We start from the raw sequence: 14873 nt of genomic DNA, 5'->3' as shown, positions 1-14873 counted from the left end.
ATTCGATAACCTCGCCTAGTACGAGGTTTTTTCGAATCTGGAAGTAATGAAAGTTTTAGGGGTGTAGCTCCAATTGGCAGAGCAGCGGATTCCAAATCCGCGTGTTGGGAGTTCGAATCTCTCCACCCCTGCCATCTTCAAAGTGCATTTTTATGCATAAAAAAGGCCACTCAATGAGTGGCCTTTTTGCTATCTGCGATTTATTTTATCGACGTTTTCTTCGACGGGGCGCTCGCTTTTTGCTGGTAGTGCCTTTTGCTTTCACAACACGTCCACCTTTGGCGAACCGATACCCCTTTTTTAGGGTGCCATTACTCTTTAATCCGGTTTTGGCCATGTTTGGTGCTCCTTCTTTTTTGACTCCAATACCGTTAGGCGTTTATCTAGCTCATGAAACAAGTTTTTAATTTGTTCCAGATTTGAGCTGTTGCGACGTAAATTTAGCCACAACAAATACAGCACACCCAACATCGAAGGCGTGAACCCCAGCTCCCGCATCAAAGTGAGGATGGCTGCTTCCATTATTTCTCCTTGCGATCATTGCGGAGAATGGATGTGGTCGAAGCAACCGCGCCCGCTGCAGCGATAAGGCCGGACACTATCCCGCCAGTGGCGATGGTATCGACCACAGCTCCAACGGTAAGCGCTCCGGTCGCGATGCCTTCCCAAGTCGATGCTTGTGTGAGGTAGTTCAAGAGTGTTTTCATTTGGCTCCCCTGTCTCTCGACGTTAAATTGTGTTTGTGTCCGTTAAACCAAAACCCCCGCCAGTCTGGCTCCTTGCTCTACGGTGTCTCGATCTAGGTACTCACCATTTTCATGCTTAATCATGTGATAGATAAGCTCTGAAATATCGGATTCTTGAATAGGCTCATAGGGACTGACACCCAGTTTGTTTGCCACATGCTCGGCGTAAGCATTGGTGTCATTTTCATGACTGGGTGCCCAGCGGTTAATGATGCTATACACCGTCCTCAACCCATGACGCCTCATGTAATTTCGAACCAATTTGGCGCCGGCTCTTACGCCATACTCCATCGATTCAAAGGTCGCAAAGCGCCCGGCAGGCTCGATACCCGTTTGTCCGGTCCAGTTATTCTTTGGGTTGTATTCAATGTTCAAAGGGTTCTTATTTCGAAAACCGCGCGGCAGATGGGCGGTCATCCCTAAGAGTGGGCTTGCGTTTTTACGAGTCATATACACTCCTATAGCCAGAAGCGAGAGGAGTATGATGATCCAACTCCGTTCGCTCATTGGCCTATTCCTCTTCTGAGGTTAAAAAGTCGGTACTTGGCAGAACAGTGACTAACAGCGCTCGGCATTTATCACGATTCATCCGAATCTCTCTAGGGATTGCGATCCCTGTCTCCAGTTTCCGTGTGACGTAAAAATCCGTTGCTGCCAAGTAGGCTTTGGCTCGCTTCGTCGAATTGTTTTCGATAAAGCGCACAAATTCGCCCTCTTGGTAACGGTAATGTTCAGGGGCTCTTAAGACTTCGATGGGCAGCTCTGTTTCGATGGTCACCAAATCCGGACTTGGTTGCGGGGCGTTGATGGACACAATCGCGCCTGTTTTCGTCAGTTGTACGTTCATTGGATCACCATCTCTTGTGAAATTTTCACTGACATTCCATAAGGGCATTCAAAGAAAGTGAGCTGATTCATAGAAGGACTCACCAAAAGAGTCATGAACTGTTCGTGTGTTGTCACTTCCCCAAAATTAAAGCTGTACAGCTCGGTCACGTTGCTATCCATTAATAAACGGAAAATTTCATTTTCATTCTGTGCCTGGAGTTGACTTGGGCTAAGTGACATCAGGCCTAAAGAAAAAATGTTTTCATGCGACTCGGAATATTCTGTGGAGCTCTTGATCTGTAGCGTCAAAATGGCCCATTTCTTATTGGTTGCCAGATTGAAGTGCAACATATCCCCTGTATTTGGGGCGATACGACCATAAGTAATCCAGCCATAAGCACTTGTTTGGTTCTTACTTAAACGGGCTTGAGGGATTTTTTTATGCACCAGCCCTACGGCTTTTTCACTGGCAGCTACCCCAGAGCGAGTCCCCTTAATCGAGTCGGAGAGCGCCAATTGCTCTGGAAATTCAATCTGAAATGGTGGCGGGATGATGAAGCTCATGCGGTCGTCTCCGAGAGAAACAATTTACAATTCGTTGGGATGAGCACCTCCACCGAGGCGCCATTGCTCAACACAAAGCCTTCTCCTGGACGAAGGCCATAACCTTTATCGGCATAACCTCCCATCCAAATGGTGTCGGTGTTTTCGTCTGACGCTTTCAAAATCAGCTCTTTTCGATTGACATTGCCCGTAATAATGCCGCTTTGTGTCATGGTTTCGTGGGCCACAAAGCGCAAGCTTGGCGTACGCTCGGCCACCACATTGACCTTTTGAACCTCCGGAAAATGAACGGGGTTTTCGACCTGTACCGACAGGACATCTGGAAAATCTTTCAGCGTAGCAATGACTTGTTGTGAGGGCGGCAGTTCGACGGGCTGACGCCCATCAAAACGTACATCGAGGTTTTCTACGGTTAAGTCAGCCGCCATCTTAATGCTTGAGCCATCAATGGTTGGGTAAAAACGACCATCGATACACACCAATTCGATGTCTTCATCTGGGCCTAAATTGGTCACTTCGACCGCATCGAAGGTCAGGCCTTCAGGCAATCTGATTTGGTCACCACGGCGTAAGGTGTAAAGGTGCTCACTTGGCTTACAGATAACCTGGACTTGTTTACCGCTGGCGAGATAAACATTGGTGCCACTGGCACTGGCTGTGAGTTTTTGGCCGCTTTTTAGGTACCCTTCTACGTACATGACTTACTTCCCCGAGAACGTCATCATGGCAGTTAAGGCAAGCATCAGAATGGCCCCTGCGATGATGAGCGTCTTTTGATTGTCTAAGACATCACTGGCGCCATCGGTATTATTCGATTTCACCGTACTCTGAATCCCTTTCAGTAACTGGAAGTTATTGGAGGCTTGCTCTCCTTGCAGACCTGATAACGTATTAAGCGCGCGGTTATTTTGCTCTTGGAGAGCCCCCATGGCTTGGCTGGTTATAGCTCTCTGACTATCAAACGCTTCATCGGTGAGATCGCCAGCAAAATTAAATGCTTCTTCGGACAGCGCATCAAAACTCTTGAACGCTCGGCCGGTAATACTTTGATTGCTTCTTAGGGCTTCTTTACCGATGGTTTTCACGGTATCGAGAGCGGTATTCGCCGTTCTCATCGAGGTAGCGGCCGCTTTATTGACGCTATCAAACGCTTCATCGGCGAGGCCGCCCGCAAAATCAAACGCCCCTTTGATGGCGCCGCCATCTAAGACATTGTTGATATTGGTATTAGTTACGCTGCTGCGTTGCGAACTTTTTGAACGACTCATGCGACTTCCTCAAGACTCACGCGATACACTAGTCCTTGAAATTCCTCTTCATTGACCGGTTGAAGGTGTAAAGGGCGAAGTAGGCGTACTAGGGCTTTTTCATTCTCATCGAGGTGAAAGCGAATGGCACTGGCACCGCGACGTTTGGCTCCCTCAAGAAAGGTGTTGACGTGCTTGGTGAGTCCTTTACCTAAAGAGGCCATCCACACCACTTCAAACCCGTCTTTCAAGGGCTCAAGTCGAGCCACAATCAGTAAGTCTTCGATGGCGTAGAGTTCCCCCAACTGAGTTAACTCTTCAACGATGGATGGGGTAAAGCCTGCCGCCTGAAAGCGCGCTCGGTGCTCTGGCGTCCACGCTAAGAGAGCGGGCGCTACTTTCTTAGCCATAGCGCGGCCACAAGGACAATAGCAGCCAGTAGGGCATACATCGTTTTGTTACTCCCACTGCTGCCTTGTTGATTGTTAAAGGTGACGCGTCCACCTTGACCACCCCCCGTAAAGTCACCGTTTTCGGCACTGGAAGTGCCTCCACTGATGCTTCCTCCTCCCGTCAGACTCGACAACATCCTTCATTCCCTCTTTCCTGAGTTACTTAATCCACCCTCTATGCCAGGCATAGAGAGCTATCATGATGAAGATAACAAGCCATGGCAGTCCTTTTGCTCCCGTGGTGGCTTCCACTGTTTTTGTGGTTCCCCACCATCCAAGCCCCACCCCACTTAATAACGCTGTGAGTAAAAATGGCATCGTGATCCCTTATTTCTTAAAGATAAGAAGGAGGAGAAGCACTAGGATTAAGGCGCCGCCGCCCATCTTCATTAGGGTTTGTTGTTGTGCAGACTGTTGGCTCTGATGAAGATTGGCGATACGCGTCTGCTCAGTGAGGGTCGCGTTCTCTGATACCGCTCGTCGGGTTCTGGCTTGTTCGGCTTTGGCTTTCTCTGACTCCGCTTGCGCGTTAAAATAGCCAGAGACACCATCGGATAACTCGCCTAGACCGTCTGTAAAGCCATCCCACCAGGTACTTTCCTTTGCCATACTGCCTCACTTATGCCGGCAATTGCTCGACATCAATAAAATCGTGTTTGATGTCCACCACACCGGTCGTGCGTTTATCCAGAACCAGCTTTAAACTGGCCTGAGCAAAGGGGATGAACGCTTGCTCGTTAGCAAACCCTTCCAACGTGAAATCAATAAAGACACCTTGACCTGGAGGTTGGCGCTCACCATAACGTTTCTGGTTGTATTTGATGTCTTCGACTGAGGATTCCCAAATGATTTCGTTATCCCGTTTCACTGACACCTTAGTGATGTCGTTATTCTCGGTATCGAGGAGCATAGAGCGTAAACGAACATTTGCTCCCACCAGTGGGAAATCGTGTTTTTGCTCACCCACGACGGTGTGGTTAATGGACGTTTCGGTATAACGCTGCTGGAAAAAGCGCACCGGTTGATAATCCACGATACGAGCGTTGGCTTTGAATTGGGGAAAATCAGGGTCGGCGGTTTCTTTGGCCTTTACCTGAATTTTTAGGATGAGGGTTTCTCCCACCTGGTGTACGTATTCACCACGGCGTATCCCTTGTAAGGTGCGAAGCTCTTCGCTGGCAAATGGAATGATTAAACGCGTTAAAGAGGCGCGTGAAACCCCTTTATTTTGCACGGGGAACTTCAAGAATCGATCGCGTTTATGGAAGTAGCCCGCATCGATACCGATGATTTCTTTGTTATTGCGTTCAAATGAAATTCGACCTAGGCGCTCAACAGGCAGATCAGTAATGATTTCAATAGAAGCGTAAGTGTACAGCCCCTTTAAATCCAAAATGGCGTGTTTGCCATACGGGCTTCCAGCACGAAACGGATCGAGTTCAATAGGTCGAACGTTAAACGGGCCTTTCATCGCAGCCACTTGAGTAGCGGCTGAAACGTTAACGGCTTGATTGGATTTAGCCATGGTCATGATTCCTTTGATGACGTAATTTCAAAAAGACGGGTCAGAGCCGGGGCGGTTTAGGTGTTTAGTCCTACCTTCTCACCCACCTCTTCAAGCGCCTCAACATTGGTCAGCATATACATCACGCCAAGAATGACCACGGTGGCCACGGCGACGACTTTCCACTGTGCTTTAGTAATCCCAAACATACTTTCAAACCCTTTGCTGATGAATGTACTGAATGCAACGGTTGCAAACATAAAGCCCTCCCTTTGGTTGGGCTCATTGGTGATAGGTAGACCATAGAGAGTGGGGTAGGGAGAAGGCAACAAGAAGTAACCTATAGGTTAAACGGGTAACCTATAGGTTTAAATCCGACTATTTTCGGCGGTAATGAGGGGTTAATAGCGCCCCGCTTTTGCAGTTCAAAGCCCCTTTTTTGACATTGCCGATACCATCACTCACCAACAAATAGTCGGCGATGGGCTTCCCTATCAGCTCTCTGTTCACTTTGGCTGAGGTCAGCTGAGCGATTTGGTCCACTTCTAGTCCTTTTTTGTTGGCTAGCCAACGGGCATCCGAGAGTGAGTTCACAGCCCCTATCCACCACGTCGAAGATTGTTCCGTGACAGTTTTGGGGACTTCTTGCCCTCGCTGGAAGATAGTGTGCACCACCAAACCGTATTGGCGACCTCCTCGTAATAACTCCCCCGGCTTCCCTTGCAGCTTGCCACTGCTTTGAGTACAACTGGCAAGCTCTTCTATCACCACATGCAGCTTGGGGGCTCGGCCACTGCCCATCCCCCAAATGATGGTACTGAAGAACGTCAACTCATCTAGGCAGGCGCCTTGGGGTGGAATGTAGGCCAACTTAAAAGGCTGACCTTTACGCCTGGCTTGCAGCAGGTTTTTGACAAAGGCGGCCCGAGAGGAGTTGCCGTGACACCGCTGTCCTTGAAATGATTGACCGGCATAGTTGGTGTACGGATCAAAGAACACGGCTTGAGACTGTTTCGGTACAAGCCCTAAATAGCGAACAGCAGAGGTTTTGCCGCCACCCGTGCCCGCCACATACACTACGTGCTCGGCATCAAAGCTCGGATTGGCGTGAAGGGGTCTGAGCTGATTCATCAGTGGTGTCAGAGTCACGTGTCGCCTCCTTTTGAGTCTCAGCCCGCTTCTCGGCTTGCAACGTTTGGAGATTAACGCGAGCACTGTATAACAGGCCAAGTAGGGCAAAAATCAATAAGCACTCTTCACTGTATTGACCTAACCAGCTCATGACGGGACTGTCGTGTTTTCCCAACACAGGAATGGCCGCCGTCACCACTTCTTGCTTGGCCTCCTCGTCAAAGTGAAACGGTAAACCGGTGACAAGAGCCGTGGCTTTTTCGGTTAATGCAAACAAGAGCGTTAATATCCCCTCCATGGCTTCATTAGCCCCCTCTTCGTTGATTGGGGGCGCCTCTGGGGTATCGGCTTGGCTCTCATGCTCTTCTAAACTGGCAATGACGGACTCAAAATCTCCCCAATCGTCCTCTGCCGGTGAAAAGAGCTCAGGCGATTCGTTCATCTTGCCTCTCCTCTGCCATCAATTTTTGGTAAGCCCACCAGACGAACAAGGCGATCCCGAGAGCGCCTAAAAGGACTTTGCTCCAAGTTGAGAATAACGGGTTATCGCCGGTTACCGGTTCGGTTACTTGGCCGGTTACGGGCTCTGGCTGAGTAACCTTATCTGACGGGGTTTGAGCGTTAGAGGAAGCGTGACTCTCCTTATTGAATAACTCGGTGTTTTCCTTGAGGTCGGTTACCTCACTGGTTACTGGCTCAGGCTGAGTAACCTTATCGGATGGGGTTTGAGCGTTTGTTTGCGCTTCTCGAATGTAGGCATCCACTCGCTTACTCACTGAACTGTTCCCACAGTCAGGACAACGGTAGTACAGTAACCCTAAATTACGGCTGTTCTTCGGGGGCTCACCGCCTGCCATTAAACGACCTTCTCCCACTTGATGCACCGTGGCGGTGGTTTGACAAACAGGACAAGATACATGGCCACGGACGGGGTTCGTATGAACTTTACTCATCGTGACTTTCCTCCGTGTTTTCCAAAGCGGTCAGCTCGGTTAAGTTCTGCTCCACAATGGCGCGGTACTTTTGTCTGGCTTCACTGTTGAGTTTGACCAGCATCTCCAACTGCTCGAAGAACTGCTCGGAGAGACCAAATTCAGAGAGCGATAACTTCCCACTTAAGATCATGGTGCTGGCTTTTTTGATGAGCGCCGTCGGCGGTCCTTTTAGGTTATTCACTTGCTCGAAAATGGCGTGCTCTAGCTTGTCAGCCGCCGCTAAAGCGGAGAGGTCACGTTGGCAATGCTCGGCGTTGAATGATTTCATGGAGGTTCCCCTGTCTCACGACGTTAGAAGTTTTAATTATCGCTTTTTTCATCAAAATTTAAAGTATCGATGAATAAAATCGATTTAGGTCACGCACAGCTGGTTATTTCGCAAGCTGAGGGTGGTATTTTTGTCTATAGGAATTTTAGAACCCATTTTGAGTGGTTTTAGGAGGCATTGAACCCCTTTCACGCTCCATCCGGTTACGTCCATCAAGGCTTTTTCGAGCGGGGAAATGTCGATTTTCGGGGGTGGGTTACACTTATTTTCAGTGCTCCAAGGGACAGCGCTCCGCGCTTTTTTCCACGCGTCCACATCGCACTTCGCCACCACCGAAAAGTGATCGCGGCAGGTCTCGATCACGTGACCTAACCATTCCAACCCGATCACCCGTTTGGTGGTTTCGCCGTACTGGTTAATCTGCGTTTCATGAGCGAGGCGTAAATCCCCAATGTGCTGAGTAAATTCTTTCCATCGTGATTTATCCGCATGCTCATGTAAGTCGATTAACGCTTCATCAATCGCCACATCGGCTTTGTTCGCGCGTCTGAGTTGTCGCCATAGACCCACCGCTGGGGAGCCCGATTGAGAGAACTGTTTGATGCCCCACGCACTAGCCCAAGCGCGGACAGAAAGAGCCTTACTGGCCGCGTTACCCTCTGGGAGGTGTGCCCCGTTGATGTTCTTAGAGATGTATTTGATGATGTAGCCAGTAGCGCTACCTTTTTTAGGATTGCAAGGTTTCGCGTGAAAACGGGCTTTGCGTTTCTTTTTGTTGTAGAGCTCGTCGGCATCTTCACTTCGGGCGATATTTGCACAAATGCGCATGAGGTCGGCTTTGTATTCTGCAGGGCAATAAACAAAGGCATGAAGATGAGGTGTTCCGTCTTTGTGGGGCTCGGCCACCCGTAGGCCAAACCAAGGAATGTCTTGTTTGGCGAAGTGGGCGCGGGCCAGTCTCCATTGCTCCATCAGGTTTTGATGCGCTTCTTTGACGGTGCAGCCGTTCCACTTAGACGAATTGCGGTGATATTTAGACGGGAGTGTCCATGTGATGAAGACCCCTTCGAATCCCATATCGATCGCACGCTCTTCATCCCCGCGACTGCGAACCACCAATTCAATGTACCGATTATCTGGATTGGCGGTCGTACGAGAGGCCACCTCATCGAGATTGAATTCTTGCAGGGTGTCGTGGTTGATGACCACCATGCTTTTCATGAAGGCTTCGGACTCGCGTAATTGCTGCTTGAAGTTGGAGAGAGTCAGGCGCGACACATTGCAATGTTGGCTGGGTTGTTCCCCGACATTGCCAAGGGTGACTTGAGCATGTTCAATGTAGCGCTTGCGAAGGCGTTTGAATTTACGCACTAAGTTTTTAGGGTCTATACAACGACGAATCGCGCACTCTAATAAGATCTCAGCGTCACGAACCGTGAGGGTTTGACCGATATCACGCGTGTCGGCACTCGGAGGCTCGATGAAGACCTTGAGTATCAAGTCTCGGATTTGTTCAAAGGCATAATGCAGGGCGTGATAGTAATCGGTGGGGCTCTCAGGAATGCCATCAATACGCGCTTCGGTGTCGGTCACAGCAATATCATTGATGATATCGACAAAGGCCACGGTGAGTTGAATGGCGAAATTTTTAAGCGCATCATCGCTCATCAAGATGTCGTGCGTCAGTTCGAGCGGTTTGGGCTCATGGCTGACGAAGCCAAACGGAAATTTTTGGGTAAAGTGGTGGGCGACCTTATCCACAAAGCTGACGCGTTCGGTGATGAATAAGGTGAGATTACGGTCGGTCGGATTGCCGCGTTTTTTACGTAGACCTAATTTAAGTTCCAGATCTTGACGCATCATCACCGGCAGGTGCGCCGTGAGATTGGAGACATACTGACTTAACGACAGAGTGATGTTGGGTTGATGGAATCGATTGTAGGTACTCATAGTCCAACCTTAAGTTTTTCCTTTACTTACTGTTCCCCAAGGCTCGATACAACCTCGTTCGGTGCAGGTGTAATTCAAGGGTTTAGGTGTCGGTTTAACGCGCTTTTTAATGCCATGCTTTTCTCTTAGCTTCGATATTAAGAAACGCGCTCTCTCGGTTTTTTCTGGGTCAAAGTCTTTGAGCCCTTCCATGTCGGGGCAGGGCTTGTGGATAGGGTCAGTGATAGGTAAGTCAACACTGGACACGGCCTCTTGGTAAGACACATTTCCCATGAGCATTACTTTGGTAAGTCAGGCCACGGACTGCCTGAATTCATGATGCGATAAATATCATCTTCATTCTCTTTTTCATTCAGAGAATCGGCATAGAATCCCCAATAACGCTTTACCCTTTCCGCTTTGCCGTCTAAGCCGGTATCGAGGCATTGAATGAACGCAAATCCGCGCCCGTGGGTTCGGGCAAAGTGGATCTGGCATTTTGGGTGATTGTTGTCATAGACAAGGTTGTTTTCGGTTTGGACTTTCATTGGGCTAACTCCTTGCTGGGTGCTTCGTTGAACAAGTACATCTTTGTGCAAGCGTCATCAATGGATTGGGCTAAGCGGTGTTCGCCGCTGGTTTCGGCGTAGACGCGAACTTCATGTAAACGCTCAAGAATCGATTCATGAATGAGCTCAGATTGTGCTTGAGTCACTAAGCTTGATGGGGCGCTTTCTTTTAGGCAGTGCATATCTTGGTGATACGCTTCCACCCAAAAACGGTAGAGGTGTTGAGTGACGTCGGCGTGAGTCATGAGCTTATCCTTGTACGACTAGGCGCAAATCACCTTCAAGCGGGATGATGGCAAGATTGGTGGCCATGAAAGACGCAGGGTGACCGGCTCGGTCTTCCATTTCTGACACGGCGTGAGAGAAATTCGAGGAGTGCTCATTGGCTGGCACCACTTCCACCGGTAGGCATCTTTTGTTTGAGAAGATTTGAACAAGAGGGATCATGACTTCTTCCTCAATATCGACAGTTTGAACTGTCCCGCTTCCATACGAGCCGCGAGTTCGACGAGGTCGACATACCGCTTCCCTGCATCAAGCTCTTTTTCCACTTCGGGTAAATCGGCGTTATCGAGACGATCGAGTACCTGTCTTTCACTCATTCCGTGAGAACGTGCAAATAAAGGCACAGACATGAATAACGCGGGCAGCATTGGCATGTGATATCCTCGTAGGTTTAATGATTTTCGTGAAATACACGGAAATATGATGAAGCTAATTCTAAACTACGGCGTTTGCCGTGGTTTAAATGTACGGCAATAGCCGTAGTGAGGTCAAGAGTGGAATTGGGAAAAAAAATCAAAGCAATTCGAATTTCAGAAAAATTAAGTCAGGAAGAAATGTCGCAACTTATTGATATATCGATAGGTGCACAAAGAGACTATGAACAAGAAAGAAGAATTCCAAAAGGTGATTTTTTGATGAAGATCACAAAGCATGAGCGCTTCAAAAAGTATGCATATTGGTTGGTGACCGATGAAGTACTTCCTGAGTCGGGCCAGATTAGTCCCGACTTCTCTATACTATCAGAGCTCGGAATTGTCGAAAAAACAACCAACAACAAGAAACTTGCCTAACGGTTTGCTTGCTTAAATACTATCGATGGGGGAAGAATGATTTTAAAGAAGAATGCGAATTATTATTCAAGTCTGGCCCCTAATCAGGTGTTTGATAGTGAGCGAAAGGCCATGCAACTTGATAAGCGGTTGGCCTTAAAACTTGAGCGGGAATGTGCAGGGAAAGACTTTCGAACGCTGGATGAATTGATCACGCTTTGGTATCGAATGCATGGTAAAACGCTACGTGATCATATTCGGTTGAGAAAGAGTCTTTATCGAATATCAGAACGTTTGGGTAACCCAATTGCGAGCGATTTCACCAGTAAAGATTTTGCGCATTACCGAGAGCAACGCAGTATCGAAGTGACGACGACCACCATAAACCGAGAGCATGCCTATCTTAGGGCGATGTTTAACGAATTGGAGAGGTTAGGGGTGATTGAGTTTGAGAACCCGTTGATTAAAATTCGTCAGTTCAAAGAGCGTGAAAAAGAGTTGAGGTATTTGGCTCATGATGAGATCGCAAGGCTATTGGAATCCTGTCAAACGTTCAGTAACCAGTCTTTGAGCTTTATCGTGAAGATTTGTTTAGCCACGGGTGCTCGGTGGGGGGAGGCGGAAAGTCTAAAGCCCTCGCAAATTAAAAATAACCAGATCACGTTTTTGAATACCAAATCATCCAAGAATCGTACCGTGCCGATTAATCAAACGCTTTATGATGAACTCACCACTCTTGAGCCTCTCAGTGAAGGTAGGATGTTTTTAAACAGCTTATCGACTTTTCGAAAGGCGGTTGCAGAGGCAAAAATTGACTTACCTAAAGGACAAATGACTCACGTTCTGCGTCATACCTTTGCGAGTCATTATGTGATGAATGGCGGTAATATTGTGAAGTTAAGAGATGTGTTGGGTCATAGCGAAATAACAACGACCATGCGTTATGCGCACTTAGCCCCAGAGCACCTAGAAGAAACTTTGATGCTTAATCCTTTGAATCAGCATCAAAACACGATGGGTTCTTAAATTTTAGGCTGATAATTAGGTGTCTGTTTGGGGAATCCAGATAGTCCTGTTAAGTTAAGCTACGCTACCATTTGACCTAACCGTTGTGCCGTAAACACTAAAGCCAATTTAAACCGAAATGCCGAGAGTTGTGAATTACTTTCTAATTCTTTGTTATAAGTTATTGTTTATAATTATATTTATGACTTTTATCACAACATAAAAGCAAAAAAATAATAATATGCGTTAAAACACATAATTAAGAGGTGAGTATGAGCTTTATCGACATAAAAAATAAAAACGGTACAGCGGACAAAAATCCGCCTGCTGGCTATAAAAGTTGGTTGAATTTCTGGGAAAGTAAAAAGAGAAAAAAAGCAACTACATGCGAAGTTTTATCTTGCTCAGGCGATCCTGATGTAGGTGGACATGTAATCAAATCTGGTGCAGGAAGTAAGGAGTACATCCTGCCCATTTGCTACTCATGCAATAACAAGTCAGAGGACTCTATTTTCAAAGCATGGGAAAACGATCTAGTCTCAGTCAAGTAAACTAATACTGTGCCAAATTATCATGATAATTTGGCACAAATGGCCAATTAAGGTGTAAATCACTCTTAAACGCTTGTATGTTCATTACTTAAACCAATTTAACTAACCCTCCGTAACCGCTAACCAACCCTCCTAAGACTAAGAGTATTACGCCTACATATTCATCTTTAATTGCTTGGATAACGGGGTTAACTTTACTAGCATCTTCCATTTGACCAAGTGAGTTAAAAGTGCCCATCTTATTGTGATATTTATGAAAAGCTGCATCAGGATTTGATGCGTTGTTAATAAAGTTGTGCTTTAGTGTCAATAATAACCCAATGATTGACACAACAGAGCCTGATCCTGAAAAAAGTGCAATATTATCAAACCTACAAGCGTAGAAGTATGAGTAGTACATAACTGTAATTGAAATTCCCAATGATACTTCTCGTTGCATTAAATTTTTGATCCAGTTTTTATTCAAGTAGAAAGATGGCCATTCTTCAAGTTTTACTTCTTCCAAATTACCTCCGGAGCCGAGCTCCCTGTTAAGGTGAGTAACGAAAAGCTACTGAAAACCATATCAAATTGTTTAAGCACCGTTAGCTCATATCTTTAAACCATTGTGAGCATTTCCATCTCAAATAGAACAGTAACGTCAAGCTTAGGGAGAAGAGTGCAATTATCGCGGCATCCATGAGGTATGGACTACCGAAGAGCGTAGCTTCCACTTCTGATAGTGCTATTAGTGCTGATGCTGTAATGGACAATATCAATGGATCAATCGCTTCATCTGGTCCTGGGGTAAACAGCATATAACCTAACTCAATCGCTGAAGAAACAAGTAATGAACCACCAATGATTGATAGGAAAGCCTTGTTGTACAATTTTTCAGCTAAAAATAAGGATTCAAATTGAATATCTGCAAACTGAAAAACCTTTAGAAACACAGTGTAGAAGATGAACAAACCAACAGAAAACTGAAGTAAAACACGCACGACTTCTACTTTAGGTTTTGCATATTTATAAAGTTCGTCAGCTAGTTCTTTTGGTGGCTTCAAGGAAGTCTTTTTAGGGGAATTGTCACTCATTTTAGTACTCGGGCTGATAAGGGGGTTTGTATGTAAGTGGAGGCTATAATCTTATATTTCAAGGTGTTATAACGCATAGTTAAGGGTGTAATGCTGTCTAGACCAACTTTCCTTAGACCATTTTCACCACAAAAACTAACCGCATACCAAAAATGTCACGCGGCCTGAATCCCTTTTGAACGCTTTGTATGTTAGAAATATTCTTACAACATAAGTTATTTTCTAGTTATTGGTCCCACTACATCATCTATTGAAACAAACACTTGAAGATGAATATCTGCATTTGAATTAGCACTGTAATCATATACAGAAAATGACATACTCACTGAGTAACTTCCATCATCTACATCTACTATCCAACCTTCTTTAAAATCTGCATTCAGATAATAGGAACTTGGTTCGTTATTTTTTAAATGTTCCATAATTGCAGAGACCGCAAGTTCCTTATGGCAACAAAGATTACTTAAATCGGTATATCTTCTTCTCATACTTGACCTAATGCTCCTAACGCTAACTAGAGGATTAAAAATTGTCTTTTCTGCTTCTATGATGCCGTATTTACGATTGGATTTAAATTTAAATCAATGGCTTAGATGGAGGTTTTGTAGCTTGGATTATTGTAGGCAACCTAAATTTATACACTCGCTATTTCGGACGAAACCAACTCATATTCAAAGAATTATCCTAAACCACTTTTGGGCAAACTTAATTATCTACTTTTTATTGACGAAGTGGAGTGATGAGCTAAAATTTTAGTCAAATAAAACACAGAAATAGACAGAAATACTCGCACTTCTGTTTTGTGTTACATCTAATTATCTGTTTTAAATTTGGTTTTGTAGAATTCCAAATCCGCGTGTTGGGAGTTCGAATCTCTCCACCCCTGCCATATTTAAGGCTCTAGCAGAAATGCTAGAGCCTTTTTGCTTTCTGAATCTAATACCAATTAAAGTAAA

The 14873-nt window shown here is 46.2% G+C and carries 28 protein-coding genes and 1 tRNA gene; 4 read left to right on the top strand and 25 right to left on the bottom strand.

Going from position 1 to position 14873, the window contains the following annotated elements:
- The first annotated feature begins 57 nt into the window (after window positions 1-57).
- Window positions 58-134: transfer RNA gene (locus AB4503_RS23910), tRNA-Trp, on the top strand.
- A 184-nt stretch (window positions 135-318) separates the two neighbouring features.
- Here the strand turns inward: AB4503_RS23910 and AB4503_RS23905 are convergent.
- The 22 genes from AB4503_RS23905 to AB4503_RS23800 form a co-directional block, all read right to left on the bottom strand.
- On the bottom strand, window positions 319-522 hold the full coding sequence (locus AB4503_RS23905; protein ID WP_368084859.1) for a hypothetical protein: 204 nt from the start codon (window positions 520-522) through the stop codon (window positions 319-321).
- Complete coding sequence (locus AB4503_RS23900) at window positions 522-707, bottom strand: hypothetical protein (RefSeq protein WP_368084858.1); 186 nt, start codon at window positions 705-707, stop codon at window positions 522-524. The genes AB4503_RS23905 and AB4503_RS23900 overlap by 1 nt, the downstream gene beginning before the upstream one ends.
- Before the next feature lie 42 nt (window positions 708-749).
- The gene (locus AB4503_RS23895; RefSeq protein WP_371692729.1) at window positions 750-1121 is read right to left on the bottom strand and encodes a structural protein P5; all 372 of its coding nucleotides are present in this window, start codon (window positions 1119-1121) and stop codon (window positions 750-752) included.
- A 136-nt stretch (window positions 1122-1257) separates the two neighbouring features.
- Window positions 1258-1593 (bottom strand): hypothetical protein, encoded by a 336-nt coding sequence (locus tag AB4503_RS23890; protein WP_368084856.1) that lies wholly within the window; start codon window positions 1591-1593, stop codon window positions 1258-1260.
- The gene (locus AB4503_RS23885; protein ID WP_372115816.1) at window positions 1590-2138 is read right to left on the bottom strand and encodes a hypothetical protein; all 549 of its coding nucleotides are present in this window, start codon (window positions 2136-2138) and stop codon (window positions 1590-1592) included. The genes AB4503_RS23890 and AB4503_RS23885 overlap by 4 nt, the downstream gene beginning before the upstream one ends.
- A complete protein-coding gene (locus tag AB4503_RS23880; RefSeq protein WP_372093411.1) occupies window positions 2135-2836 on the bottom strand; it encodes a hypothetical protein in 702 nt (233 codons plus the stop codon). Before AB4503_RS23880 ends, AB4503_RS23885 begins: the two co-directional genes overlap by 4 nt.
- Window positions 2837-2839: 3 nt before the next feature.
- Entirely contained in the window at window positions 2840-3406 is a 567-nt protein-coding gene (locus AB4503_RS23875; protein WP_368084853.1) for a hypothetical protein, read from the bottom strand.
- On the bottom strand, window positions 3403-3795 hold the full coding sequence (locus AB4503_RS23870) for a hypothetical protein (RefSeq protein WP_372093414.1): 393 nt from the start codon (window positions 3793-3795) through the stop codon (window positions 3403-3405). The genes AB4503_RS23875 and AB4503_RS23870 overlap by 4 nt, the downstream gene beginning before the upstream one ends.
- Window positions 3780-3974 carry a hypothetical protein gene (locus AB4503_RS23865; protein WP_368084851.1) on the bottom strand — a complete coding sequence of 65 codons (195 nt, stop codon included), beginning with the start codon at window positions 3972-3974 and terminating at the stop codon, window positions 3780-3782. The genes AB4503_RS23870 and AB4503_RS23865 overlap by 16 nt, the downstream gene beginning before the upstream one ends.
- Window positions 3975-4164: 190 nt before the next feature.
- The gene (locus tag AB4503_RS23860) at window positions 4165-4446 is read right to left on the bottom strand and encodes a hypothetical protein (RefSeq protein ID WP_368084850.1); all 282 of its coding nucleotides are present in this window, start codon (window positions 4444-4446) and stop codon (window positions 4165-4167) included.
- A 10-nt stretch (window positions 4447-4456) separates the two neighbouring features.
- Window positions 4457-5362, bottom strand: coding sequence for a major capsid protein P2 (locus tag AB4503_RS23855; protein WP_368084849.1), 906 nt, complete (start codon window positions 5360-5362; stop codon window positions 4457-4459).
- Between the two features lie 56 nt (window positions 5363-5418).
- A complete protein-coding gene (locus tag AB4503_RS23850; RefSeq protein ID WP_171350282.1) occupies window positions 5419-5601 on the bottom strand; it encodes a hypothetical protein in 183 nt (60 codons plus the stop codon).
- Between the two features lie 118 nt (window positions 5602-5719).
- The gene (locus AB4503_RS23845; RefSeq protein WP_368084970.1) at window positions 5720-6472 is read right to left on the bottom strand and encodes a hypothetical protein; all 753 of its coding nucleotides are present in this window, start codon (window positions 6470-6472) and stop codon (window positions 5720-5722) included.
- Window positions 6432-6914 carry a hypothetical protein gene (locus tag AB4503_RS23840; RefSeq protein ID WP_372093419.1) on the bottom strand — a complete coding sequence of 161 codons (483 nt, stop codon included), beginning with the start codon at window positions 6912-6914 and terminating at the stop codon, window positions 6432-6434. The genes AB4503_RS23845 and AB4503_RS23840 overlap by 41 nt, the downstream gene beginning before the upstream one ends.
- On the bottom strand, window positions 6898-7425 hold the full coding sequence (locus AB4503_RS23835) for a hypothetical protein (RefSeq protein WP_368084847.1): 528 nt from the start codon (window positions 7423-7425) through the stop codon (window positions 6898-6900). Before AB4503_RS23835 ends, AB4503_RS23840 begins: the two co-directional genes overlap by 17 nt.
- Window positions 7418-7735: a hypothetical protein gene (locus AB4503_RS23830; protein WP_372115815.1), complete on the bottom strand. Its 318-nt coding sequence runs from the start codon at window positions 7733-7735 to the stop codon at window positions 7418-7420. Before AB4503_RS23830 ends, AB4503_RS23835 begins: the two co-directional genes overlap by 8 nt.
- An 84-nt stretch (window positions 7736-7819) precedes the next feature.
- Complete coding sequence (locus AB4503_RS23825) at window positions 7820-9685, bottom strand: replication endonuclease (protein WP_372115814.1); 1866 nt, start codon at window positions 9683-9685, stop codon at window positions 7820-7822.
- 9 nt (window positions 9686-9694) lie between these two features.
- Window positions 9695-9958, bottom strand: coding sequence for a hypothetical protein (locus AB4503_RS23820; RefSeq protein WP_017084668.1), 264 nt, complete (start codon window positions 9956-9958; stop codon window positions 9695-9697).
- A 5-nt stretch (window positions 9959-9963) separates the two neighbouring features.
- Entirely contained in the window at window positions 9964-10212 is a 249-nt protein-coding gene (locus AB4503_RS23815; RefSeq protein ID WP_102560964.1) for a hypothetical protein, read from the bottom strand.
- Entirely contained in the window at window positions 10209-10478 is a 270-nt protein-coding gene (locus AB4503_RS23810; RefSeq protein ID WP_017099390.1) for a hypothetical protein, read from the bottom strand. Before AB4503_RS23810 ends, AB4503_RS23815 begins: the two co-directional genes overlap by 4 nt.
- Before the next feature lie 4 nt (window positions 10479-10482).
- Complete coding sequence (locus AB4503_RS23805; protein ID WP_017099389.1) at window positions 10483-10680, bottom strand: hypothetical protein; 198 nt, start codon at window positions 10678-10680, stop codon at window positions 10483-10485.
- On the bottom strand, window positions 10677-10892 hold the full coding sequence (locus AB4503_RS23800; protein WP_017084672.1) for a hypothetical protein: 216 nt from the start codon (window positions 10890-10892) through the stop codon (window positions 10677-10679). Before AB4503_RS23800 ends, AB4503_RS23805 begins: the two co-directional genes overlap by 4 nt.
- Before the next feature lie 120 nt (window positions 10893-11012).
- On the opposite strand from AB4503_RS23800, the gene AB4503_RS23795 reads away from it, so the two are divergent.
- The 3 genes from AB4503_RS23795 to AB4503_RS23785 all read left to right on the top strand — a co-directional run bounded on the left by AB4503_RS23795 (window position 11013) and on the right by AB4503_RS23785 (window position 12844).
- Window positions 11013-11309, top strand: coding sequence for a helix-turn-helix domain-containing protein (locus AB4503_RS23795; RefSeq protein WP_017099388.1), 297 nt, complete (start codon window positions 11013-11015; stop codon window positions 11307-11309).
- A gap of 36 nt (window positions 11310-11345) precedes the next feature.
- Window positions 11346-12314: a tyrosine-type recombinase/integrase gene (locus AB4503_RS23790; RefSeq protein WP_372115813.1), complete on the top strand. Its 969-nt coding sequence runs from the start codon at window positions 11346-11348 to the stop codon at window positions 12312-12314.
- Window positions 12315-12565: 251 nt separating this feature from the next.
- Entirely contained in the window at window positions 12566-12844 is a 279-nt protein-coding gene (locus AB4503_RS23785) for a hypothetical protein (RefSeq protein ID WP_371703054.1), read from the top strand.
- Between the two features lie 88 nt (window positions 12845-12932).
- Here AB4503_RS23785 and AB4503_RS23780 read toward each other — a convergent pair whose 3' ends face one another.
- The 3 genes from AB4503_RS23780 to AB4503_RS23770 form a co-directional block, all read right to left on the bottom strand.
- Window positions 12933-13349 carry a hypothetical protein gene (locus tag AB4503_RS23780; protein ID WP_372115812.1) on the bottom strand — a complete coding sequence of 139 codons (417 nt, stop codon included), beginning with the start codon at window positions 13347-13349 and terminating at the stop codon, window positions 12933-12935.
- Between the two features lie 79 nt (window positions 13350-13428).
- Window positions 13429-13917, bottom strand: coding sequence for a hypothetical protein (locus AB4503_RS23775; RefSeq protein WP_372115811.1), 489 nt, complete (start codon window positions 13915-13917; stop codon window positions 13429-13431).
- 215 nt (window positions 13918-14132) lie between these two features.
- On the bottom strand, window positions 14133-14405 hold the full coding sequence (locus AB4503_RS23770) for a hypothetical protein (RefSeq protein ID WP_371703059.1): 273 nt from the start codon (window positions 14403-14405) through the stop codon (window positions 14133-14135).
- Window positions 14406-14873 lie beyond the last annotated feature (468 nt).

The sequence above is a fragment of the Vibrio sp. 10N.222.55.B11 genome (genome assembly GCF_041473705.1).
GTDB lineage: Bacteria > Pseudomonadota > Gammaproteobacteria > Enterobacterales > Vibrionaceae > Vibrio > Vibrio crassostreae_C.
This window is presented reverse-complemented; position numbering and strand designations above follow the sequence as displayed.